Raw genomic sequence first — 20,053 nt, forward strand, 5'->3', positions numbered from 1 at the left:
CTGTTGAAAAGCCGGTCAATTACCGGCTATACAAAATTCTGGCGGTACATTAGAATACGCCGCCTTTCAGCCGGGTGAGCTACCGGCAGAGTTGTTGTAGGGGGTCGCCGTTTGCGACCACCCAGTATTGAAACTACAGGAAAGCTACATGGTAACCATTCGTTTGGCTCGTGGCGGTGCAAAGAAGCGCCCGTTCTATCACCTGACAGTCACCGACAGCCGCAAATCCCGCGACGGTCGTTTTATTGAGCGTGTTGGCTTCTTCAACCCGGTTGCCCGCGGTCAGGAAGAGCGTCTGCGCATCGATCGTGAGCGTGTCGACTACTGGGTGAGCCAGGGCGCGCAGGTTTCCGACCGCGTCAGCAAGCTGCTGAAAGAAGCCGCTTAAGTTATTGACCCAGCAAGCGAGAGCGTCCGTGGCTGATTCCACTTCCGAATCCGGAGAACTGGTCACTGTCGGGCGCCTGACCGCTGTGTATGGGGTCCGCGGCTGGGTGAAGGTGCACTCCTTTACCGAGCCTATGGACAATATCCTGCAGTTCCAGAAATGGTGGCTGCAAGGGGAGAAAGGCTGGGAGCCCCTGGCTATCGATGGCGGTAAACGCCATGGCAAGGGCCTTATCGTTCACATCAAGGATGTGGATGACCGCGATGTGGCGGCCCGTTTCTGTCAGCGTGATGTTGCCGTATCCAGGGAGGAAATGCCCTCCCTGCATGAGGGCGAGTACTACTGGCATCAGCTGGAAGGCCTGCGTGTGATCAGCCGCTTCGGTGGTGCCGAGGTCGACTTTGGCAAAGTGGTGCGGTTGATGGAAACCGGTGCCAACGATGTCCTGGTGGTGCGCGGTGGTGCGGATCGGCGAGAGCGCCTGATCCCGTACATTCCCGGGGAATACATCACCGATATCAACCTGGAAGCCGGTGTTCTCACCGTCGACTGGGATCCGGAATTCTGAGTTGATGGTGGCCAAGCGAATCGCTCTGGTGACCATCTTTCCGGAGATGTTTGCCGCCCTTACCGAGCATGGCATCACTGGTCGAGCGGTGAGGGATGGCCTGCTGGAAGTGCGCTGCTGGAACCCCAGGGATTTCACCAGCGACCGGCACCGCACCGTGGATGACCGCCCCTATGGTGGCGGCCCAGGCATGGTGATGCTGGCCGAGCCACTGTATCAGGCTCTGACCGAGGCGCGAGCCTGGGCGGGAGCGGACGGTGCGACGGCTCGTTCCATCTACCTGTCCCCGCAGGGGCGGCAGTTGGATCAGGGCGGAGTGCTGGAGTTGTCGGATGCCGGCAATCTGGTTTTGCTGGCGGGCCGCTACGAAGGTGTCGACGAGCGTCTTATCGGGATGCTCATCGATGAAGAGTGGTCCATCGGCGACTATGTTTTGAGTGGTGGCGAGCTTGCCGCCATGGTGATGGTGGATGCCCTCACGCGATTGATTCCCGGTGCCCTGGGGCACGATCAGTCGGCCGTTGAGGACTCCTTTGCCCAGGGGTTGCTGGACTGCCCGCACTACACGCGCCCGGAAGAGTATCGGGGCAGGGTGGTGCCGGAAGTGTTGCTGTCTGGCAATCACGAGAGAATCCGTCGCTGGCGTCTCAAGCAGTCGCTGGCGCGAACGCAGGAGCGGCGGCCCGACCTGTTGGAAGGGTTAACGCTCAGCGAGGAGCAGGCGCAATTGCTGGAGGAAATCCGGCGGGAGCGCAACTCCGAAGCAACTTGATGCCGGATTCGCCGGGAGGCGTGAGTAGTTCGGTGAACTAGCTGTGAAGCTACACAAACTCTATTTGGGAGTATTCCAAATGACCAACAAGATCATTCAGCAGCTGGAACAGGAACAGCTGAAAAGCGAAGTCACCGCTTTTGCCCCGGGCGATACCGTTATCGTTCAGGTGAAGGTAAAGGAAGGCGAGCGCGAGCGTCTGCAGGCGTTCGAAGGTGTGGTGATCGGCAAGCGTAACCGCGGCCTGAACTCTTCCTTCACTGTGCGCAAGATCTCCCACGGTGTCGGCGTTGAGCGTACCTTCCAGACTCACAGCCCGCTGGTTGACAGCATCACTGTCAAGCGTCGCGGTGACGTGCGTCAGGCCAAGCTGTACTACCTGCGCAACCTGACTGGTAAAGCGGCGCGTATCAAAGAGAAGCTCAACTAAGTTTCTCCCTCGCGATGCGACAAAGCCGGAGCTATACAGCTCCGGCTTTTTTTTGCCTCGGCAAAAGTGCGGCGCGTCAGGGCTGTTGTGGTTGGGGAGTGGCAGAGGGTGCCGCTGCGCGTGCTGTCGCAGCGAGTGTGGTTAAATAGGCTTATGCAGGAACTACAGCAGCAGGAAGAAATGGTCGCCCGCTGGCTGGATATGCTCTGGGCCGAGCGCGGTGCCAGCGAGCATACGCGCGCCGCCTATGGCCGTGATTTGCGCGCATTTGCTGAGTTTGCCGCAGCGGGCGGCACCGCACTGCTGGAGGTCGGGCGCGAGCACGTGCAGCGCTTTCTCGCCGAGCGCCACCGTAAGGGGATTTCCGCTCGCTCCAGTGCTCGAGCTTTGGCCGCGCTGCGGGGCTTTTTTCAGTACTGCCTGCGCCAGGGTTTGATTCGGGAAGATCCGGTGGCTCTGGTGGAAAACCCCAAGCTGCCAAAGCCACTGCCGAAATCCCTGTCTGAAGCGGATGTGGAGGCATTGCTGGAAGCGCCGGACCTGGAGTCCGAGCTGGGTATGCGCGATCGCACCATGCTGGAGCTGCTGTACGCCTGCGGCCTGCGGGTGACAGAGCTGGTGAGCCTGCGGGTTTCCCAGGTCAACCTGCGTCAGGGTGTCGTCCGCGTGACCGGCAAGGGGCGCAAGGAGCGGCTGGTGCCCATGGGCGAGGCGGCGCAGTCCTGGCTTCAGCGCTATCTTCGCGACGTGCGCCCGCTGCTATTGCCGCCCGGGCAGAGTGATGTCTGTTTCCCCGGCCGCGCCGGGCAGCCGCTGACGCGGCAGGCGTTCTGGTACCGGATCAAGCACTGGGCGCTGGTGGCGGGAATCGAAAAGCCCCTGTCCCCCCATACGTTGCGCCATGCCTTTGCCACCCACCTGCTGAATCACGGCGCCGATTTGCGGGTCGTGCAATTGCTGCTGGGGCATACAGATCTTTCCACCACGCAAATCTATACCCAGGTGGCGAGGGCGAGGCTCAAGTCCCTGCATCAGCAGCATCACCCCCGCGCATAGGGGGCGACAGTGTAGGGCGGGGCCTTCTGTGCCAGTGGCGACAAGCGCCGCCGATTGATGCCATACTCGCGGTAACTGTGGGGCGGCGACAGGGTCGAAGCCGTGAATAGATAGAGGAGTTATCCGGAATGAAGTATCTCAACAAGCCGCTGATGCTGGTCGGCGCAGTGCTGGCGCTGTTTGGCGGTGTTGTGCAGGCTGAAGTCGACGCGGAAACAGCCGCTGCCATCAAGGCCAAGCTCAAGGCGGCCAACCCCAGAGCGAGTTACGGCGAGGTGAGCGAGAGTCCGATAAAGGGGATCTACGAGGTGGAAGCCGGTGGCGGCAACACCCTGTATGTGACCGGGGATGCCAGTTATTTTATTTTTGGCGACCTGTATAAAGTGGAATCCGACAATTTTGTCAACGTCGCCGAGCAGCGTCGTTCGCGACAGCGCGCGCAAGTGATGAAGGCGCTGGATCTGGATGACATGATTGTCTTTTCTCCGAAAAAGGGTAAAAAGAAAGCGCATATTTATGTGTTCACCGATGTGGACTGTGGTTACTGCCGTAAACTGCATAATGACGTGCCGGAGCTCAACAAGCGCGGCATAGAAGTGCGCTACCTGGCCTTTCCCCGTACAGGCCTGAATACTACGGGGTACCGCAAGCTTGTCACCGCCTGGTGCGCCGACGCCCCCAATGAGACGCTCAGCGCGCTCAAGGGTCCCTCGAGAGATTTTGTAGCCCTGGAGGTGTGCGAGAAGAATCCTGTTGCCGAGCAATACAAGCTTGGTAGTGAGGTGATTGGTGTGCAGGGCACCCCGACCATTGTGATGGAAGATGGCACCGTGGTGCCCGGTTATGTGCCCCCCGATACCCTGGTAAAAGCACTCGGTATCTGAGTATTGCCCTGGGCGGTATTGTCCGCCCGGCTCCTGCCTGGTGCCCGGCAAAGCCGGGTCTGGACCCCGGCGCAGAGGTGGCTTCACGCGCCAGGCGGCCAGCTTGGCTGGATGCGCAATTTAATTGACATTTTGCCTCTCCAGTCAGTAAGGTTGTCGTCCTTTTACTGTTTTTAAAATCATTTATTGCGCTGTTACCTGGCTGTAATCCCGGCAGCGGGCCCGCTTTGACGGGGTTTCGTTCCTGGGAGAGGTAAGCCGTTTGCGCGGGGAGAAGTTGTGAGCGCAACCGTCGAAGAAACCATTCAATACGCATCCGATAAAAGCCCCAACCAGCAGAGACGCACAGTGCGCATTGGCATCTGTGGCCTCGGTACTGTGGGAAGTGGCACGGTCAATGTGATGCGCCGCAACGCCGAGGATATCGCCGCCCGCTGCGGTCGTCCGCTAGAAATCGTGCAGATTGGCGCGCGGCGTGATAACCCCGCCTGCGACACCAGCCAGGTCAATGTCTCCCGTGAGATCTTCGATGTGGCCAGCAATCCCGACGTGGACATTCTCGTTGAACTGATTGGTGGCACTACGGTCGCCCGCGAACTGATACTGACCGCCATCCGCAACGGCAAGCATATCGTCACCGCCAACAAGGCGTTGATTGCCGAGCACGGCAACGAGCTCTTCGCCGCTGCCGCCGAGCAGGGCGTCAGCATTGCCTACGAGGCGGCCGTGGCCGGCGGTATTCCGATCATCAAGTCCCTCCGTGAAGGCCTGGTGGGCAACCGCATACAGTGGCTGGCTGGCATCATCAACGGTACTGGCAACTACATCCTCAGTGAAATGCGCGACAAAGGGCGTACTTTTGAAGAAGCGCTGGCGCAGGCCCAGGCGCTCGGCTACGCCGAGGCCGATCCCACTTTTGACGTGGAGGGTATCGATGCCGCCCATAAGCTGGTGATTATGGCTTCGCTGGCGTTTCGTATGCCGTTCGCATTTGACAAGGTCTACACCGAGGGCATCAGCGGTATTTCCAGTGAAGACATTCGCTATGCGGAGGAACTGGGTTACCGCATCAAGCATCTCGGCATCGCCCGTGGCACCGAGCAGGGTGTGGAGCTGCGCGTGCACCCGACACTGATTCCCGAGCGCCGCCTGATTGCCAGTGTCAACGGGGTAATGAACGCCGTACTGGTAAACGGCGATGCGGTAGGCCCGACTCTCTACTATGGCGCCGGCGCCGGCGCCGAAGCGACCGCCTCTGCGGTTATCGCGGACATCGTCGATGTCGCCCGTACACTTGAGGCCACACCGGACCAGCGCGTGCCGCTGGCGGGTGTTGCCGAGGGCAGCCAGAGCGCATCCGAAGTGCTGCCGATGGAAGAGGTGGTGACCAGTTATTACCTGAGAATCTCCGCCCATGACAAACCGGGCGTAATGTCACAGGTGGCGAAAATCTGCAGCGATCAGGGTATCAGTATCGAGGCCCTGATCCAGCACGAGCCTGCCGAAGGCGAGGCCCTGGTGCCGGTGGTGATCCTCACCAGCCGTGCCAAAGAGGCGCGCCTGCGTGAGGCTGTTGCCCAGATAGAAGCGCTGGATACCGTTGAAGGCGAAGTTGTACGCATTCGGGTTGAGCCGCTGGGCTGAGTTGTGCGGGCTGGATTCGGTGGCCACTGGCGCTACCGCATTCAGCCCCAGCTGCACCGGCAATCTCATCTCCTGTTTCATTTTCCACATTGTTCCATTGGTTTAGTAAGCGGAAACACCGTGAAATTTATCAGCACCCGCGGCCGTGCGCCGTCGCTCTCTTTTTCTGACACCGTTCTTGCCGGTCTCGCCAGTGATGGCGGCCTGTACGTGCCGGAGTCCCTGCCGAGCTTTTCCCGCGAGGAAATCCGCGCGATGTCAGGACTCGATTATCGCGAGCTGGCCTTTCGGATTATCCAGCCGTTCGTGGGTGGTGAGCTGAGCGACGAGGAGCTGCGCGGCATTATCGAGCGTGCCTACAGTAATTTCCGCCACACAGCCATTGCGCCACTGGTGCAGACCGCCAGTAACGAGTGGATTCTGGAGCTGTTTCAGGGCCCAACACTGGCGTTCAAGGATTTCGCGCTGCAATTCCTCGGACAGCTGTTCGACCATCTGCTGAAAAAGCGCGGCGAGCGTGTGGTGGTGCTGGGCGCCACTTCCGGTGACACCGGCTCGGCGGCGATCGAGGGCTGCCGGCACTGCGACAATATCGATATCTTTATTCTGCATCCCCACAACCGCGTGTCTGAAGTACAGCGGCGGCAGATGACCACGGTTCTGTCGGACAATGTGTTCAATATCGCCCTCGAGGGCAACTTTGACGATTGCCAGAATATGGTCAAGGCCAGTTTCGCAGACCAGTCCTTCCTGCCCGACGGGCGTCGTCTGGTGGCGGTCAACTCCATCAACTGGGCGCGGATCATGGCCCAGATTGTTTATTACTTTTATGCGGCCGTCAGCCTCGGTGCGCCGGACCGGGCGGTGAACTTCTCCGTTCCCACCGGTAACTTCGGCGATATTTTCGCCGGCTATCTGGCGCGGAAGATGGGCCTGCCCATCGACCAGCTGGTGATCGCCACCAATGCCAACGACATCCTGCACCGCTGCATCAGCGACAATGACCACACGCCCCGGGAGCTGGTGCACAGCCTCTCGCCGAGCATGGATATCATGGTGTCGAGCAACTTCGAGCGGCTGCTGTTTGACCTCTACGACCGCGATGGCGCGGCCGTGACCGACCTGCTGGCGGACCGCTCTGCGCCCATGCACCTCAGCGAAGAGGCGCTGGGCCAGGCGCGCGAGGTCTTCTCCTCCTGGAAGGTGGACGACCTGCGCACTGTGGAGGTTATCCGCGACGTGTACGAATCCTGCGGCTATATCCTCGATCCGCACACCGCGATTGGGGTCGAGGCCGCGCGCAAGGTGCGGCGTTCGAATGCCGATCCCATGGTTTGCTTATCGACCGCGCACCCGGCAAAATTCCCCGATGCGGTGGCCCGCGCGCTGCCCACAGAGCAGATTCCCCTGCCGCCCCATATGCAGGACCTGTTCGAGCGCGAGGAGCGCATGAAAGTGCTGCCCAACGAGCTTGGCAGGGTCCACGACTTTATGGCAACGGCACTCGGGGCCGATTGACCGCCACCCCACCTCTTGTGGGGCTGCCGGCCCCGGGAAGCTCGCGCAACAACTGATCAAACTGAGCGAGAATGAACAAGACCATTCAGCGACGGCCAGTGGATTTGTCCACTGGCCGTTTTGCTTCTGATACACCGGAAATCCTGCAGCGAGTGCTGCTTGGCCGCGGCGTCACCAGTGAGGCCGCCCTCGACCACCGTCTCAATCGCCTGCAGGCGCCAGACACCATGCGCGGCCTGCCGGAGGCGGTGCGCATCCTGCAACAGGCGGTGCGCAGTGGCGAAAGCATCCTGATTGTGGGCGACTTCGACGCGGACGGGGCTACCAGCAGCACCCTGGCCGTGCTCGCCCTCGGCGCTATGGGTGCCGCGGAGGTCGATTTCCTGGTGCCGAACCGCTTTGATTTTGGCTACGGCCTGACCCCGGAAATTGTTGCGGTGGCCAAGGAGACGGCCCCGGACCTGCTGATCACCGTGGACAACGGAATCTCCAGCATCGATGGCGTGGCCGCCGCCCGCGCCGCCGGCATGAAAGTCGTCGTTACGGACCACCACCTGCCCGGCAGCGAGCTGCCGCAGGCGGATGCTATCGTCAACCCGAATCAGCCGGACTGCGATTTCCCCAGCAAGAACCTGGCCGGTGTGGGAGTGATTTTCTATTTGCTCAGCCGTCTAAAGAGCGCGCTGGAGCAGAATGGCTGGTTTGCCGAGTCCGGCATCGCCGCGCCGAACATGGCGGAATACCTCGACCTGGTGGCGCTCGGCACCGTGGCCGACCTGGTGCCGTTGGATCACAACAACCGCATCCTCGTGCATCAGGGCATTGCCCGTATCCGCGCCGGCCGCTGCCGGCCCGGTATAGAGGCGCTGCTGGAGGTGGCCGGGCGCGATCGGCGCCGGCTCTCCACCACCGATATCGGCTTTATTCTCGGCCCGCGCATCAACGCCGCCGGGCGTCTCGACGATATCGGCACCGGTATCCGCTGTCTGTTGACCCGCGACCCGGCGGAGGCGCGGGAACTGGCCGCGGAGCTGGATGCGCTGAACCGGGATCGCAAGGCCATCGAGCAGGGCATGCAGCGCGAGGCCATGGCGGCTTTGGACAGGCTGCGGCTTGAGGGCGAGATTCCCTGGAGCCTGTGCCTCTACGACGAGCAGTGGCACCAGGGGGTGGTGGGTATTCTCGCCAGCCGTATCAAGGAAAAGTTTCACCGCCCGGTGATTGCCTTTGCGGATGGCGATAACGGCCTGATCAAGGGTTCGGCCCGCTCCATCCCCGGCCTGCATATCCGCGATGCCCTGAGCGACGTGGCGGCGGCCCAGCCCCATTTGATCTCGAAGTTTGGCGGCCATGCCATGGCGGCGGGGCTGAGCCTGCCGCGACAAAACCTGCGGGCATTTACCGAGGCGTTCGAGACTGCGGTGCGCAAGCGTTTAACCGAGGGGCAGTTGCAGGCGGTGATTGACTCCGACGGCGCGCTGCAGCCGGCGGATTTCACCTTGCCGCTGGCCGCCTCCCTCCGCGCCCTGGCGCCCTGGGGACAGGCGTTTCCGGAGCCGGTATTCGACGGTGAATTCTTGCTGCTGCAGCAGCGTATCGTCGGCGAGCGGCACCTGAAAATGGTGGTCGCGCCGGAGGCGAGCCCGCAGCTGGCGCTGGACGCCATTGCCTTCAATGTGGACACCGAGCAATGGCCTCGGGCCGCCGACCGCGTGCGCCTCGCCTACAAGCTGGATATTAACGAGTTCCGGGGGCGGGAGTCGTTGCAGCTGCTGGTGAGCCATCTGGAGCCGCTGTGAGCGAGCCGCCCTGTGGGGCGCCGGCCTTCACCGCTCGAATTCATTTGGGTGAATCGCTTTGAATGAATAGCCGCTTGTGTTCGTGTGGTGCGCGGCGCAGGGCAAACGCAGAACAGCGCGGGCCATGTGCAGGTTATGTGCAGGTTATACGGTGAATATTCTTTCGTATGCGCGCATCAGCACAGCTGCTTTGCGCAGTTCAGTGCGCAGTTCAGTGTGGCGTGCAGCGCCGGGCCTGATGGTTCGGTAACAGACTTTTAGTAGTACTTTCTTCCAAGGACTTATCGAGATGAAAGCAGAACAGGCGAGGGCGGAACTGCTGCTGTTGCTGGCGGCCTTATTCTGGGGGCTGGCATTTGTGCCGCAGAAGATCGCGATGGAACATATGCCGCCGCTGGCCTTCAATGCCTGGCGATTTATCCTCGGCGGTTTGATTTTGATTCCAGTGGTCTACTGGCTGTCCTCGCGCCGGGATGTGGCGACGCCACAGGCGGGCGTGCCGATACGCAGCCGCTGGCGCGACTGTTTGGGTCCCGGTGCTATCCTCGGTTTCTGGCTGTTTCTGGGGGCGGCGCTGCAGCAGGGTGGTCTCGTTTACACCGGTGCCGGCCGTGCCGGTTTTATCTCCGGTATGGAAATGCTGCTGGTATCGGTGATCGGACTCTCGCTGGGCAAGCCCACCAACCGCTGGACCTGGGCCGGTATTGCGGTGGCGCTGCTGGGCCTCTACTGGCTCAGTGATTTCTCCGCGGAGACTCAGCTGATCGGCGACCTGCTGGTATTTGCCGGCGCTTTCGCCTTCGCCATTCAGGTGCTGACGGCGGATCGGCTGGTGCGGGGTTTCCATGCGCTGCGTTTGGCGGTGGTGCAGTTTCTGTGTTGTGGATTCCTGTCGGCGGTGGCTTCGCTGATGGTGGAAGACGCCACCTTGCAGGGCGCGGTGGATGCCGCATGGCCCATCGCCTATATGATGATCTTTTCCACCGCGCTCGCCTTTACATTCCAGTTGCTGGGTCTGCGCCATGCGGCCACATCACACGCTACCGTGATTATGAGTCTGGAGGCCGTTTTCGCGGTGATTTCCGGCTGGCTGATCCTCAGCGAAGTGCTGGCGCTGCCGGAGCTGATCGGTTGCAGCCTGATGCTGGCCGGCATGCTGCTGAGCCGCTATGGCGCCCATGCGGGGAGTCACCACTGAGGTTTTGAGGTGCTGAGATGCTAGGAGTAATCGATTTTTCCGTGCTGGCCCTGTTCGTGCCCACCTTTTTCTTCGTATCCATCACCCCGGGTATGTGCATGACCCTGGCGCTGACCCTCGGCATGACGGTGGGGGTGCGGCGCACCGGCTGGATGATGCTGGGCGAGCTTGCCGGGGTGGCGCTGGTGGCGCTTTCCGCCGTGCTGGGGATCGCCGCATTGATGCTGCGCCACCCCGAGGCCTTCCAGCTGTTCAAGGTTGCCGGCGGCGCCTACCTGGCATGGCTGGGGGTGCAGATGTGGCGGGCGCGCGGGCGCATGGTGATGGTGGCGGCGCAGGACCGAATCGCTGAACCGCCGGCGCGCTCGGCACTGGCGTTGCAGGGTTTCCTGACGGCGGTGGCCAACCCCAAAGGCTGGGCCTTCTTTATTGCCCTGTTGCCGCCGTTTATCAGTGAGGCGCGGCCGCTCGCGCCACAGCTGGCGGTGCTGGTTGCTATTATTCTGCTGTTGGAAACCCTCTGCATGCTGATCTACGCCACCGGAGGCCGCACGCTCAGCCGCCTGCTGGCGCGGGGGGAAAACGTGCGCCTGATCAATCGCATCGCCGGCACCCTGATGCTGTTGGTGGGCGGCTGGCTGGCATTTGGCTGAGGGGTGGTCATCCATCGCGCCCGTGTCGAAATTCTCAGGGAGGAGAACTGATGAGCTTTAGAACCCTTTGTCTGCTGCTGGCCGCTGCTCTGTTGTGCGCCTGTGGCCCCGGGGATAAAAACGAGCCGGCCGCGGGCGGTGATGCCGGGCCTGAGGGCAAGACGCAGGCGCCTGCCGGCAGGCCCGAGGAGCTGCTCTGGATATTCGAAAGCCGCGGCAATATGCAGTGTGAGGGCGGCGGCACGACTCTTGCCAAGAGCGGCGAGCGCCTGTCTGCCCAGGGGGTAAAGGTGCAGGAGTCCCGCTGTGGCGTGCGTACAGACCGGGCCTACCCGTCGGTATGCGGTGGCCAGACCGGCGATATCCTGCTCCATCTGATCAATAAGAACTCCCTCGATGCGGCCCTGCAGCTGGGTTTTGACCCGGCCCAGCCGATCGAGTATCAGCACCGCGACTGCCCCTCCGCCGACCGCTGAGCGGCCCCCGCCTCACCCCTCTCCCATCGGTGCGCGGGCAGGACCGCTGCCCGCGACTGGCAGTACCCCGGCGCGCTACGGTAGAATGCGCGCCGCTTTTAAATTGCCCGGAAGCCGAGAGATCATGGAAATCAACCCGCTGCTGAATCAGCTGAAAGACCTCGAGGAGCGCACCGACGTTCTTAGGGGGTATCTTTGACTACGCCAGCAAGAAAGAACGACTGACCGAAGTCGAACTGGAACTGGCAGAGCCCTCTGTCTGGGATAACCCGGATCGCGCCCAGGAACTGGGTCGCGAGCGCGCCTCCCTGGAAACCGTCGTCACCACCATTGAAAATCTGGATTCCGGTATCGGCGACTGCCGCGAGCTGCTGGATATGGCGGTGGAGGAGAATGATGAAGACTCCGTGACGGAAGTGGCCGCGGAAATCGACGGACTGCAGAAGCAGTTGGCGGTACTGGAATTCCGCCGCATGTTCTCCGGCGAGAACGACCCCAATAACGCCTACCTGGAAATCCAGGCCGGCTCCGGCGGCACCGAAGCCCAGGACTGGGCCGAGATGCTGCTGCGTATGTACCTGCGCTGGGGCGAGGCTCACGGCTTCAAAACCACGCTGGAGGAAGCCTCGGCCGGGGAAGTGGCCGGCATCAAGAGTGCCACCATCCACTTTGTCGGCGACCACGCCTTTGGCTGGCTGCGCACCGAAACCGGCGTGCACCGCCTGGTGCGCAAGTCGCCATTCGACTCCGGCAATCGCCGCCACACCTCTTTCACCTCGGTGTTTGTCTCGCCGGAAATCGATGACAACATCGAGATCGAGGTGGACAAGTCTCAGGTGCGTGAAGACACCTACCGCGCCTCCGGCGCCGGTGGTCAGCACGTGAACAAGACCGACTCCGCCGTGCGCCTGACCCATCTTCCCTCGGGCATTGTGGTGGCCTGCCAGAGCGAGCGCTCCCAGCACCAGAACCGCGACAAGGCCTGGAAGATGCTGCGGGCCAAGCTCTACGAGCAGGAGATGCTGAAGCGCAATGCCGAGAAGCAGGCCATGGAAGACAGCAAGGCGGATATTGGCTGGGGCAGCCAGATTCGCTCCTATGTCCTCGACGACCAGCGTATCAAGGACCTGCGCACCGGTGTGCAGACCAGCAACTGTCAGTCGGTACTCGACGGAGACCTGGACCAGTTTATCGAGGCCAGCCTCAAGGCCGGACTCTGATGTGACCTCGCGGGTGGCTGGCCTGGTACTGCGGCGGCCCCCCGCAAACCTGATGTTTGCCTACACACTTTAATATTCCGTACTGGAAGTTCCCATGACCGAAATGCAGCAAGACGAAAACAAGCTGATCGCCGAGCGCCGCGCGAAATTGAGCGCCCTGCGCGAAAAGGGCGATGCATTCCCGAACAGTTTCCGCCGCGAACACCTGGCTGCTGATCTGCAGCAGGCGTTCGGTGACAAGAGCAAGGAAGCGCTCGAAGAGCTGGGCGGCTCCGCCTGTGTGGCGGGGCGGATTGTTGCCAAGCGCGGCCCGTTTATGGTGATACAGGACGTGTCCGGGCGTATTCAGCTGTATGCGGATAAAAACACCCAGAAGGAACTCAAGGAGCGCTTCGGCGGCTGGGATATCGGCGATATCGTCGGCGTGCAGGGCGCGCTGCACAAGTCCGGCAAGGGCGACTTGTATGTGAACTGCGAGCATTTCACCCTGCTGACCAAGGCCTTGCGCCCGCTGCCGGAGAAGTTCCACGGCATCGCCGACCAGGAGCTGCGTTACCGCCAGCGCTATGTCGATCTGATTGCCACGCCGGAATCCCGCGAAGTGTTCCGCATCCGCTCGCAGGTGATCGACTATATCCGTCGCTTCCTCAACGGCCACCACTTTATGGAAGTGGAGACGCCGATGCTGCAGGTCATTCCCGGCGGCGCCACAGCGCGGCCGTTTATCACCCACCACAACGCGCTGGATATCGACATGTATCTGCGGGTGGCACCGGAGCTGTACCTGAAGCGGCTGGTGGTGGGCGGTTTCGAGCGGGTCTACGAGATCAACCGCAACTTCCGCAACGAGGGTCTGTCCACCCGTCACAACCCCGAGTTCACCATGCTCGAGTTCTACCAGGCCTATGCGGACTACAACGACCTGATGGATCTCACCGAGGAAATGCTGCGCGGCATCTGCAGCGATGTGCTGGGTTCCACCACCGTGACCTACCAGGACAGCAGCTATGACTTCGCCAAGCCGTTTACGCGCCTGTCCGTTTTCGATTCCATCCTGCGCTATAACCCCGGCCTGAGTGCTGCGGATATCGACAATATCGACGGCGCGCGCAAGGTGGCCGGGGACCTGGGTATTCCGCTCAAGGACAGCTGGGGACTTGGCAAGGTACAGATTGAAATCTTCGAGAAGACTGTCGAGCACCGCCTCGACCAGCCCACCTTCATCACCGAATACCCCACCGAGGTTTCACCGCTGGCACGCCGTAACAACGACAACCCGTTTGTCACCGACCGTTTTGAGTTTTTCGTCGGTGGCCGCGAGATTGCCAACGGCTTTTCCGAGTTGAATGACGCCGAGGACCAGGCCGAACGCTTCAAGGCGCAGGTTGCGGAGAAGGACGCCGGTGACGACGAGGCCATGCACTTCGACGCGGACTATATCCGCGCGCTGGAATATGGCCTGCCGCCCACGGCGGGTGAGGGCATCGGTATCGACCGCCTGGTGATGCTGCTGACCAACTCACCGTCGATTCGCGATGTGTTGCTCTTCCCGCATATGCGCCCGGAAACCGACTGAACCGGTATCGGGTGCTGATCGGGGGCCCAGCTGTTGAGTGCTGGGGCCCCGATCGCTGCGCTGTTCTTTTCTCCGCCTGACGGCACTCCTGCCACCTCCGCATCTGCCTGCCTGTATCTCTTTCATGCTCTTGCTCTTGCTCTTGCCCGTGCGCTTGCTGTTGCCGTGGGCGGTGTTTTACGGAAGGGTTTTGGCTCTGGATTGCGGGCGCTGGGCTGAAACGGTCGATGATTTTCCGCAGGCGACGGTTTTATTGATCGAGAATAATCAGGTGATCGGGCAGCTCGTTTTTGACGACTGTCTGCGGCGCAACCTCTGCGAGAAGGTCGCCGCAGCGTTCGATGCAATGGACAAATGCATCGCCGGTGCGGCCCCGTTTCACTTCACTGATAAAGTGCTCGACCACATCGCGCCAGGTCTCATCGTTGATCAGTTCGGCGAGCCCCCGATCCGCGAGAATTTCCACATAGTGTTCCGCCTCGGAAACAAAAATCAGCAGCCCTAGCCGACCCTGGGTGCTGTGCAGTTCCTGTTGCAGAAATTCCCTCCGCGCCACATTGGCCGCGCGCCAGTATTTGACCCGTTTCGGCACCAGGCGCATGGTGAGCGGTCGCCAGCGGAACAGCGCGGCCAGCAGGATAAACAGTACCCATTGCAGGACAAACGCCTCGCGCAAGTCCAGCCACCAGGGGAAGAACTGCATCAGTGGGGCCAGCAGCAGGGCAAGGAATGCCGCCCAGAGGGTGGAAATATACAGGTAGCTGTCGGACTGCCCTGTGAGGACGGTCACCAGTTCGGCATCGGTACGGGATTCCGCTTTTTTAATCGCCTCGGATACCCGCCGGCGCTGTTGATCTGTGAGCATCACCATCCTCCCGATGCGCCCCCGCCGCCGAAACTGCCCCCACCACCGCCGAAGCCTCCGCCTCCGCCGCCAAAACCGCCACCACCGTAATATCCCCCGAAGCGCCCGCGCCGGTAACTGCCGCGACCGCTGGATGCGCCAAGCAGCGAGCTGCCAAACAGCTGCAACATAATCAGCACCAGAAAGAATCCCACCAGCAGGGCCAGGCGCCGATCTTTGCGGTTTTCGGTGGGCTCGGCCACATACTCGTTTTTAATCGCCGCAATGATCGACTCAATGCCCGCTGTGATGCCTTGATCGAAATCGCCGCTGCGAAAGTGCGGCAGGATTTTGGTGTGGATAATGTTGGCCGACAGCGCATCGGTCAGCGCGCCCTCGAGACCGTAGCCCACTTCGATACGCACCTGTCGCTCGCTGGGTGCCACAATCAACAGCACGCCGTTATCCCTGCCCTTTTTGCCAATGCCCCAGTGCCGGCCGAGCTGGTAGCCGTATTCGGCAATGGTTTGCCCCTGCAGGTCGGGCACAGTGACCACCACTATCTGGTTGCCGGTTTGTTTTTCGTGGGCCAGGGTCATTTCCGTCAGACGGTATTCGGCGGCTGCATCGAGCAAATTGGCCTTGTCCACCACCCGTCCCGACAGTACCGGGAACTGCGGGTTGGCAAGCGCGATTGCTGCGCTAAGTGCAGCACAGATCACTGTACAGAGTGCAAGACAGAATAAAATGAAGCTTCCGCGCCGTGCGCTGGCGGGGCGGAGGGACATCATCGCTGTTGTTGACCCATGCTGCTCCTGTCCTGTCCTGTCCTGTCCTGTTTTGTCCTGTCCTTTCTCGTTTCCGTTAGTGGAAGTCCACCTCCGGTGCCTCATGCGCGTTCTCTTTACTGGCCTGGAAGGTGGGCCGCAGCGGCAGGTCGCTGTACAGAACCGAGTGCCAGATCCTGCCGGGGAAGGTGCGGATTTCGGTGTTGTAGGCTTGTACCGCGGCGATATAATCACGCCGGGCAACGCTGATGCGGTTTTCGGTGCCTTCCAGCTGTGACTGCAGGGCGAGGAAGTTCTGGCTGGATTTGAGGTCTGGGTAGCGCTCAACCACCACCATCAAACGCGACAGGGCACCGCTCAACTGCTGCTGGGCCTGTTCGAACTGCTGCAATTTGGCCGGGTCGTTGATGATGTTTTCATCCACCTGCATGGAGTTGACCTTGGCCCGGGCCTCGGTCACAGCCAGCAGGGTCTGCCCCTCGTGGTCGGCGTAGGCCTTGACGGTCTTGACCAGATTGGGAATCAGGTCGGCGCGCCGCTGATATTGATTCTCCACCTGTGCCCAGGCGGCCTTGACTCGCTCGTCCATGGTGGGGATGTTGTTAACCCCGCAGCCGCTCGCCGAGAGCGCGCACAGAGCCAGTATGGACCAGGCAGTAAGACGCCAGTGCAATGGCCGGCGCCCGCCACAGAATTGTGAAAACATCGCAGTTATCCGCTTTTCCGCAATCGCCCGACAATAATAGCCCCCCGCCAATCCGCGGCCGGTCCACCTGCTGAACGAGAAACCGAATGGCACTGAAAGCAACGATCTTCAAGGCCCACCTGCAAATTGCCGACATGGACCGGGACTACTATGGCGCCCACCAGCTCACGCTGGCGCGCCACCCCTCTGAAACCGATGAGCGGATGATGGTGCGGCTGCTGGCGTTCGCGCTCAACGCCTCCGAGCGGCTGGAGTTCACCCGCGGCCTCTCCTCCGATGAGGAGGCGGATCTGTGGCAGTGGAGCCTTGGTGGCGAGCTGGAGATCTGGATTGAAGTGGGTTTGCCGTCGGAAGACCGCATCCGCAAAGCCTGTGCCCGTGCAGAGCGGGTTTTGCTATACAGTTACGGTCGCCGTACGGCGCCGGTCTGGTGGCAGAAGCTGGATGGGGCCCTGGCGCGTTTCGCTAACCTGAGTGTTTACCGGTTGCCGGCGGATGCCTGCGAGGCGCTCGCCGCTCTGGCGGATCGCAATATGGAATTACAGGCGACCATACAGGATGGCCATATCTGGCTGAGTTCGGATGACCGCAGTGTGGAAGTCGCGCCCGAACTACTCAAATAAAAACCCTCGATAAAAACCGAATGGAGAAGCCGATGCCCTCATTTGACATCGTATCTGAAGTGGATAAACACCAGTTGACCAATGCCGTGGATCAGGTGAATCGCACCGTGGGAAATCGCTTCGATTTCAAGGGCGTGGATGCCGAACTGGAGATGAATGATTTCAACCTGCTGATTCGCACTGAATCGGAGCAGAAGGTGAACCAAATCGTGGACGTGCTGCGCGCCGCGCTGATCAAGTGCGACATCGATCCGCTGGCCATGGAAATCGGTCAGCTGGAGCAGTCCGGCAAGACGGTCAAGCAGGCTATCACCATGAGAAACGGTCTCGAAAAAGAGCTGGCGAAAAAAATCGTCAAGCTGATCAAAGACGAAAAGATGAAAGTGCAGGCATCTATTCAGGGGGACCAGGTGCGTGTCACTGGCAAGAAGAGGGACGACCTGCAGCAGGTGATGGCCATGCTGCGGGGAAAAGAGCTTGACCAGCCACTGCAGTTCAATAATTTTCGCGACTGATCGGGGGCATCAGGATGCTCAAATATTGGTTGTTGTCCGTCGCTGTTTTTCTGGGCGCAACGGGGCCGGCGGCGGCCAGCGATCTGGTGCGCCCGGCACAGTTACTGGCCAGCTATTGGCTGGATGGCAGTGCCGGTCTGGATATTTCCGGGTTGAGCTTCTGTAACGGTGAGCTGCTGGCGGTTTCCGATAAAAATTCCGCCGATATCTACAGCGTGAATCTCACGGCAGACAGTGACAGCGCAGCTTTGGTGCCGCGCGCCACTTTTGCCGCGCTGCAGGCACCGGCCAGCAGTGATGGCGGGCCGAGGGCGCGCCTGCTGAGCGCGGTGCAGGGCGGCGGCGCGGCGGACTTTGAGGGTATTACCTGTAATGGCCAGCAGATCTTTGTCGTCAGCGAACGGCATCACCTGATCGCTACCGCGAATGCTTCCGGAGAGACCCGCTGGCTGCCTCTGCGCTGGGCGAAGGCGGCCCGCGAGGGGGATTTTATGGCGCACTTCAATGGCGCCGGCGAGGGGCTGGTTGTGGCCGGCGACGATTTATGGGTCGCGCTGGAGCGCAACCGCCGCGGCCTGGTGCGTTTTGCTAATGGCGCCGGGCCGGCGCAATTACTGGAGATTCCGCCGGCGCCGGGGCTGAATTTTCGCGGACGCCCAGAGGATCTGACCGGTTTGGCGTTTTATGACGGCGCCCTCTACACCCTTGAGCGCAATGCCTTTGCCGTGTGTCGGCGCTCACTGCCGAATCTGTTGCCCCAGTGGTGCATCGATTACCGTGCCATCGAGGAGGCGCCGCCCTACGTGTATCAGGAGACCGCTTTCGGCAAGGGCGAGGGACTCGCCATCGACAGCAGCGGTATTTATGTGGTGCTGGACAATAACAATGTCGGCCGTGTGGCCGACCCGCAGGACCGGCGCGGGCTGCTGCTTAAGCTTGCACACCCTCCCGTCGCAAAAGCGCAGGCCCTATCGCTGCAATGAGCACACTGATTCCGCTGCTGGAAGAGGTGCGCGCCTGCAGGATTTGTGAGGAGTTTCTGCCGCTGGGGCCGAATCCGGTACTGCGGACCTCGGAAACGGCGCGTTTACTGATTATCGGTCAGGCCCCCGGCAAACGGGTGCATGAAACCGGCATCCCCTGGAATGACCCTTCCGGCGATCGTCTGCGTCAGTGGCTGGGGATGGACCGGGATACCTTCTACGACAAATCCCGCATCGCCATTGTTTCCATGGCTTTCTGTTATCCCGGGCGCGGCAAGGGGGGCGACCTGCCGCCGCGGAAGGAGTGCGCGGCCACCTGGCACGCGCGGTTGCTGGAGCAGATGCCGCAGCTGCAGTTGACCCTGCTGGTCGGTCAGTATGCGCAGCGCTATTACCTGCCGCACTGGTATGGCAGCCTTGACGAGAACGTGCGCCATTTTGGCGATGTCCTGCCCGCGGGATATTTTCCCCTGCCACATCCCAGCCCGCGCAATACCCTGTGGCTGAAGCGACGGCCCTGGTTCGATGCGCAAGTCGTGCCCGCGCTGCAAAAAGAAGTAAAGAGGATTTTTCGGCAAATATCATGAGCACAGGCATGAGTACTGATCAGCACCTTAAAATTCATCCAAGCTGGCGCAAGGTGCTGGAAAGCGAGTTTCGCAAACCCTATATGGCGGAGCTGCGGGAATTCCTGCGGCAGGAAAAACGGGCCGGCAAACACATTTACCCCCCCGGGCCACAGATCTTCAATGCCTTCAACTCCACCCCTTTCGATCAGGTGAAAGTGGTGATTCTGGGGCAGGACCCATACCACGGCCCGGGCCAGGCACACGGCCTGTGTTTTTCGGTGATGCCCGGTGTGCGCGTTCCCCCGTCTTTAAAAAATATCTACAAGGAACTGCAGTCGGATCTCGGTATTGCGCCGGCTCAACACGGCTGTCTGCAGCCCTGGGCGGAGCAGGGGGTGTTGCTGCTGAATGCAACTCTTACAGTGGAAGACAGCAAAGCCGGCGCTCATCAGGGGCGCGGCTGGGAGCGGTTTACCGATGCGGCGATCCACGCGTTGGCCGAACAGCGGGATGGGCTGGTGTTTATTCTCTGGGGCAGTTACGCGCAGAAGAAGGGCGCTTTTATCGGTAGCGGGAGACACCTGGTATTGAAAGGCCCGCATCCGTCGCCACTCTCGGCGCACCGGGGTTTTTTTGGCACCAGGCCATTCTCCCTGGCCAACAACTGGTTGGTGCAGCACGGCAAGACGCCCATTGACTGGGCTCTGCCGGAGGCCGCCGCGCTGCAGCGGGTGGCGGTGGAGGTGTAAACGGGAGAAGTAACTTCCCGCGGCATCCGCGAGGATCGCTCTGCTGCCCTGTGGTTCAGTCTCAGAGGGCCTCAGTCGCTGGGGCACTCAGTAC

General features: G+C 61.1%; 22 protein-coding genes. 19 read left to right on the forward strand and 3 right to left on the reverse strand.

The window, feature by feature from the left end; all coding sequences use genetic code 11:
* Nucleotides 1-148 precede the first annotated feature (148 nt).
* From rpsP to lysS, 14 genes are all read left to right on the forward strand, one after another.
* Entirely contained in the window at nucleotides 149-388 is a 240-nt protein-coding gene (gene rpsP / locus ABEA58_RS01940) for a 30S ribosomal protein S16 (RefSeq protein WP_069948357.1), read from the forward strand.
* 28 nt (nucleotides 389-416) lie between these two features.
* Nucleotides 417-956: a ribosome maturation factor RimM gene (gene rimM / locus ABEA58_RS01945; protein WP_345548336.1), complete on the forward strand. Its 540-nt coding sequence runs from the start codon at nucleotides 417-419 to the stop codon at nucleotides 954-956.
* A 4-nt stretch (nucleotides 957-960) separates the two neighbouring features.
* A complete protein-coding gene (gene trmD, locus ABEA58_RS01950; RefSeq protein WP_345548338.1) occupies nucleotides 961-1,728 on the forward strand; it encodes a tRNA (guanosine(37)-N1)-methyltransferase TrmD in 768 nt (255 codons plus the stop codon).
* A gap of 79 nt (nucleotides 1,729-1,807) precedes the next feature.
* Complete coding sequence (gene rplS, locus ABEA58_RS01955) at nucleotides 1,808-2,158, forward strand: 50S ribosomal protein L19 (protein WP_345548340.1); 351 nt, start codon at nucleotides 1,808-1,810, stop codon at nucleotides 2,156-2,158.
* 153 nt (nucleotides 2,159-2,311) lie between these two features.
* Nucleotides 2,312-3,214, forward strand: coding sequence for a site-specific tyrosine recombinase XerD (xerD, locus tag ABEA58_RS01960; protein WP_345548342.1), 903 nt, complete (start codon nucleotides 2,312-2,314; stop codon nucleotides 3,212-3,214).
* 128 nt (nucleotides 3,215-3,342) lie between these two features.
* Complete coding sequence (locus ABEA58_RS01965) at nucleotides 3,343-4,098, forward strand: DsbC family protein (RefSeq protein ID WP_345548346.1); 756 nt, start codon at nucleotides 3,343-3,345, stop codon at nucleotides 4,096-4,098.
* A 303-nt stretch (nucleotides 4,099-4,401) separates the two neighbouring features.
* Nucleotides 4,402-5,742: a homoserine dehydrogenase gene (locus ABEA58_RS01970; protein ID WP_345548478.1), complete on the forward strand. Its 1,341-nt coding sequence runs from the start codon at nucleotides 4,402-4,404 to the stop codon at nucleotides 5,740-5,742.
* A 120-nt stretch (nucleotides 5,743-5,862) separates the two neighbouring features.
* A complete protein-coding gene (thrC, locus tag ABEA58_RS01975) occupies nucleotides 5,863-7,260 on the forward strand; it encodes a threonine synthase (protein ID WP_345548348.1) in 1,398 nt (465 codons plus the stop codon).
* A 71-nt stretch (nucleotides 7,261-7,331) separates the two neighbouring features.
* The gene (recJ, locus tag ABEA58_RS01980; RefSeq protein WP_345548350.1) at nucleotides 7,332-9,059 is read left to right on the forward strand and encodes a single-stranded-DNA-specific exonuclease RecJ; all 1,728 of its coding nucleotides are present in this window, start codon (nucleotides 7,332-7,334) and stop codon (nucleotides 9,057-9,059) included.
* A gap of 289 nt (nucleotides 9,060-9,348) precedes the next feature.
* Entirely contained in the window at nucleotides 9,349-10,257 is a 909-nt protein-coding gene (locus ABEA58_RS01985) for a DMT family transporter (RefSeq protein WP_345548352.1), read from the forward strand.
* A gap of 17 nt (nucleotides 10,258-10,274) precedes the next feature.
* Entirely contained in the window at nucleotides 10,275-10,910 is a 636-nt protein-coding gene (locus ABEA58_RS01990) for a LysE family translocator (RefSeq protein ID WP_345548353.1), read from the forward strand.
* Nucleotides 10,911-10,960: 50 nt separating this feature from the next.
* Nucleotides 10,961-11,386 (forward strand): hypothetical protein, encoded by a 426-nt coding sequence (locus ABEA58_RS01995; RefSeq protein ID WP_345548355.1) that lies wholly within the window; start codon nucleotides 10,961-10,963, stop codon nucleotides 11,384-11,386.
* A 124-nt stretch (nucleotides 11,387-11,510) separates the two neighbouring features.
* Nucleotides 11,511-12,606 (forward strand): peptide chain release factor 2 gene (gene prfB / locus ABEA58_RS02000; protein ID WP_345548357.1). Its coding sequence is split into 2 segments (ribosomal slippage): nucleotides 11,511-11,582 and nucleotides 11,584-12,606, totalling 1,095 coding nucleotides; the frame shifts between segments, so codons are not numbered across the junction.
* A 94-nt stretch (nucleotides 12,607-12,700) separates the two neighbouring features.
* The gene (gene lysS, locus ABEA58_RS02005; RefSeq protein ID WP_345548358.1) at nucleotides 12,701-14,182 is read left to right on the forward strand and encodes a lysine--tRNA ligase; all 1,482 of its coding nucleotides are present in this window, start codon (nucleotides 12,701-12,703) and stop codon (nucleotides 14,180-14,182) included.
* Nucleotides 14,183-14,432: 250 nt separating this feature from the next.
* On the opposite strand, the gene ABEA58_RS02010 is transcribed toward lysS, so the two are convergent.
* The 3 genes from ABEA58_RS02010 to ABEA58_RS02020 form a co-directional block, all read right to left on the reverse strand.
* The gene (locus tag ABEA58_RS02010) at nucleotides 14,433-15,047 is read right to left on the reverse strand and encodes a TPM domain-containing protein (RefSeq protein ID WP_345548360.1); all 615 of its coding nucleotides are present in this window, start codon (nucleotides 15,045-15,047) and stop codon (nucleotides 14,433-14,435) included.
* Nucleotides 15,047-15,676 (reverse strand): TPM domain-containing protein, encoded by a 630-nt coding sequence (locus tag ABEA58_RS02015; protein ID WP_345548362.1) that lies wholly within the window; start codon nucleotides 15,674-15,676, stop codon nucleotides 15,047-15,049. The genes ABEA58_RS02010 and ABEA58_RS02015 overlap by 1 nt, the downstream gene beginning before the upstream one ends.
* Nucleotides 15,677-15,890: 214 nt before the next feature.
* On the reverse strand, nucleotides 15,891-16,520 hold the full coding sequence (locus ABEA58_RS02020; protein ID WP_345548364.1) for a LemA family protein: 630 nt from the start codon (nucleotides 16,518-16,520) through the stop codon (nucleotides 15,891-15,893).
* A gap of 86 nt (nucleotides 16,521-16,606) precedes the next feature.
* Here ABEA58_RS02020 and ABEA58_RS02025 point away from each other — a divergent pair, with 86 nt between their 5' ends.
* From ABEA58_RS02025 to ung, 5 genes are read left to right on the forward strand one after another with little or no spacing between them, the layout of a single operon-like run.
* Nucleotides 16,607-17,143: a YaeQ family protein gene (locus ABEA58_RS02025; protein ID WP_345548366.1), complete on the forward strand. Its 537-nt coding sequence runs from the start codon at nucleotides 16,607-16,609 to the stop codon at nucleotides 17,141-17,143.
* A gap of 32 nt (nucleotides 17,144-17,175) precedes the next feature.
* Entirely contained in the window at nucleotides 17,176-17,658 is a 483-nt protein-coding gene (locus ABEA58_RS02030; protein ID WP_345548368.1) for a YajQ family cyclic di-GMP-binding protein, read from the forward strand.
* A 14-nt stretch (nucleotides 17,659-17,672) separates the two neighbouring features.
* Nucleotides 17,673-18,641 (forward strand): esterase-like activity of phytase family protein, encoded by a 969-nt coding sequence (locus ABEA58_RS02035; RefSeq protein WP_345548370.1) that lies wholly within the window; start codon nucleotides 17,673-17,675, stop codon nucleotides 18,639-18,641.
* A complete protein-coding gene (locus ABEA58_RS02040; protein ID WP_345548372.1) occupies nucleotides 18,638-19,228 on the forward strand; it encodes a uracil-DNA glycosylase family protein in 591 nt (196 codons plus the stop codon). The genes ABEA58_RS02035 and ABEA58_RS02040 overlap by 4 nt, the downstream gene beginning before the upstream one ends.
* Nucleotides 19,229-19,236: 8 nt before the next feature.
* On the forward strand, nucleotides 19,237-19,959 hold the full coding sequence (gene ung, locus ABEA58_RS02045; protein ID WP_345548374.1) for a uracil-DNA glycosylase: 723 nt from the start codon (nucleotides 19,237-19,239) through the stop codon (nucleotides 19,957-19,959).
* The last annotated feature ends 94 nt before the right edge of the window (nucleotides 19,960-20,053 follow it).

Source organism: Microbulbifer aestuariivivens (assembly GCF_039545115.1).
Classification (GTDB): Bacteria; Pseudomonadota; Gammaproteobacteria; order Pseudomonadales; family Cellvibrionaceae; genus Microbulbifer; species Microbulbifer aestuariivivens.

Bases quoted from the DNA above. Each gene is read 5' to 3' on its own strand.
- lysS (WP_345548358.1), top strand. From the start codon at position 12,701: ATGACCGAAATGCAGCAAGACGAAAACAAGCTGATCGCCGAGCGCCGC.
- ABEA58_RS02030 (WP_345548368.1), top strand. From the start codon at position 17,176: ATGCCCTCATTTGACATCGTATCTGAAGTGGATAAACACCAGTTGACC.
- ABEA58_RS01985 (WP_345548352.1), top strand. From the start codon at position 9,349: ATGAAAGCAGAACAGGCGAGGGCGGAACTGCTGCTGTTGCTGGCGGCC.
- rplS (WP_345548340.1), top strand. From the start codon at position 1,808: ATGACCAACAAGATCATTCAGCAGCTGGAACAGGAACAGCTGAAAAGC.
- rpsP (WP_069948357.1), top strand. From the start codon at position 149: ATGGTAACCATTCGTTTGGCTCGTGGCGGTGCAAAGAAGCGCCCGTTC.
- ABEA58_RS01995 (WP_345548355.1), top strand. From the start codon at position 10,961: ATGAGCTTTAGAACCCTTTGTCTGCTGCTGGCCGCTGCTCTGTTGTGC.
- ABEA58_RS01990 (WP_345548353.1), top strand. From the start codon at position 10,275: ATGCTAGGAGTAATCGATTTTTCCGTGCTGGCCCTGTTCGTGCCCACC.
- ABEA58_RS02020 (WP_345548364.1), bottom strand. From the start codon at position 16,520: ATGTTTTCACAATTCTGTGGCGGGCGCCGGCCATTGCACTGGCGTCTT.
- ABEA58_RS02010 (WP_345548360.1), bottom strand. From the start codon at position 15,047: ATGCTCACAGATCAACAGCGCCGGCGGGTATCCGAGGCGATTAAAAAA.
- ABEA58_RS02035 (WP_345548370.1), top strand. From the start codon at position 17,673: ATGCTCAAATATTGGTTGTTGTCCGTCGCTGTTTTTCTGGGCGCAACG.
- ung (WP_345548374.1), top strand. From the start codon at position 19,237: ATGAGTACTGATCAGCACCTTAAAATTCATCCAAGCTGGCGCAAGGTG.
- ABEA58_RS02025 (WP_345548366.1), top strand. From the start codon at position 16,607: ATGGCACTGAAAGCAACGATCTTCAAGGCCCACCTGCAAATTGCCGAC.
- recJ (WP_345548350.1), top strand. From the start codon at position 7,332: ATGAACAAGACCATTCAGCGACGGCCAGTGGATTTGTCCACTGGCCGT.
- ABEA58_RS01965 (WP_345548346.1), top strand. From the start codon at position 3,343: ATGAAGTATCTCAACAAGCCGCTGATGCTGGTCGGCGCAGTGCTGGCG.
- xerD (WP_345548342.1), top strand. From the start codon at position 2,312: ATGCAGGAACTACAGCAGCAGGAAGAAATGGTCGCCCGCTGGCTGGAT.
- trmD (WP_345548338.1), top strand. From the start codon at position 961: ATGGTGGCCAAGCGAATCGCTCTGGTGACCATCTTTCCGGAGATGTTT.
- ABEA58_RS02040 (WP_345548372.1), top strand. From the start codon at position 18,638: ATGAGCACACTGATTCCGCTGCTGGAAGAGGTGCGCGCCTGCAGGATT.